Raw genomic sequence first — 1,351 nt, 5'->3', positions numbered from 1 at the left:
GCGTCGGGGAAAACTCGGCTTCGACAACGGCGCGCGAGTCGGGTGATAGAGAAGCGGAGAATAATCAGGTGGCGCCCCCAATGCAGGGCATGATGGGCGGTGCGTCGCAACTGCTTCCGCCGGGCATTCCGGGTTATAAGGGAGAGGCCGGGCAGAAGGGCGATGGCACAATTGTCGATAATGCGACAGAGCTTGATCCGAACATCAAGCCCCGCTCGTTGATCTCTCCGATGCCGGATGCGAAGAAGATCAGTGATTTGGTTACGGAGATCCTTCCGGATCAGGTCAAGGGGCTGGTGGGTTACATAATTACAGCCTCAAATATCGATAAAAACAGTGCGTCGCTAAATAACCAGCAGGCGGCAGAGCAGATTGCGAACGGACATGCGTTCGACAAGCATGTGATTGAACAGAATGAGTTTGGCGGCTCAATAACGACGAAACAACAGTTTGCAAAGCAGATAGAAAATATACTTAGCAACCCTTCGGCAAGCAAGCAATTGAGCAATGGGCGTTCGGCTTACTGGGACGATAAAACTGGTGTGGTGGTCATCCGGAATCCGAATGCTGCGGACGGTGGAACTGCCTTTAAGCCGAAGAACGGGAAAGACTATTTCAACAACTTGAGGTGATTGTGAAGGTCAATAGAGTTGAAAAGAACGCCGAGATCGAACTTGGGTATGACGAATTGCTTATACTCAATGCAGCCCTTAACGAGGTTTGCAACGGCATTGATGCATTCGAATTCGAGACTCGGGTCGGAGCCTCGATAGCTCAAGTGGAAGTTCTGATGAAGGGGATTCAAGCAGTCCTTGATAAAATTGAAAATAGATGAGTAGCTGATGTCGTTGGGAGCAAACCCGGCCACGGTCGGGTTTGCTCTGTATGGAATTGCTCAAACTGGCGTGATGACGAACCTGCTGTGCTGCGCCTCGATTCTGACGTGCTGGCCGGGATCGAAGCCTGCTTGCTCAAGCCATCGTCCCGAGAGCTTGAGCCATGGATAGCGCGACGGGTTCTGGTGCGGTTCTGCGCGGAGAACAATCACGTGGCGATGCCGAGTTCGGCGCCGCCGCCGTGGCTGGCCGCACTGATCAAGCTGCCGGGCTTCCAGGGGGAGACGGCTGGCTTACCGGGGCGGTTCATCGCAGCTCGGCTTGGAACTCGCATTTTCGAAGCCTGGAAAGAATTCGAAACGACACCAGTATTATTTTTAGGATAACGATTCAAAGAATTTTGTGAAAACGTACCGCACACTAAGAAACATACCGAGGGCATGGATTCTCACCGGGGTAGCGACAATGCCGATCGGCGCGTTGGCGCAAGCCATTCCGCCCCGGCCGGAAGTCGC

General features: G+C 53.4%; 2 protein-coding genes and 1 pseudogene. 2 read left to right on the top strand and 1 reads right to left on the bottom strand.

Annotated features, from left to right (window positions below):
• Nucleotides 1-632 (top strand): annotated as a pseudogene (locus J3489_RS37195) (hypothetical protein); the annotation flags it as partial.
• A 2-nt stretch (nucleotides 633-634) separates the two neighbouring features.
• The gene (locus J3489_RS37190; RefSeq protein WP_207005769.1) at nucleotides 635-835 is read left to right on the top strand and encodes a hypothetical protein; all 201 of its coding nucleotides are present in this window, start codon (nucleotides 635-637) and stop codon (nucleotides 833-835) included.
• A gap of 60 nt (nucleotides 836-895) precedes the next feature.
• On the opposite strand, the gene J3489_RS37185 is transcribed toward J3489_RS37190, so the two are convergent.
• Complete coding sequence (locus J3489_RS37185; protein ID WP_309491492.1) at nucleotides 896-1,048, bottom strand: SymE family type I addiction module toxin; 153 nt, start codon at nucleotides 1,046-1,048, stop codon at nucleotides 896-898.
• Nucleotides 1,049-1,351: the final 303 nt, after the last annotated feature.

The organism is Trinickia mobilis, assembly GCF_017315705.1.
Classification (GTDB): Bacteria; Pseudomonadota; Gammaproteobacteria; order Burkholderiales; family Burkholderiaceae; genus Trinickia_A; species Trinickia_A mobilis.
The sequence above is the reverse complement of the archived record's forward strand: the minus strand, read 5'-3'. Positions and strand labels throughout refer to the sequence as shown.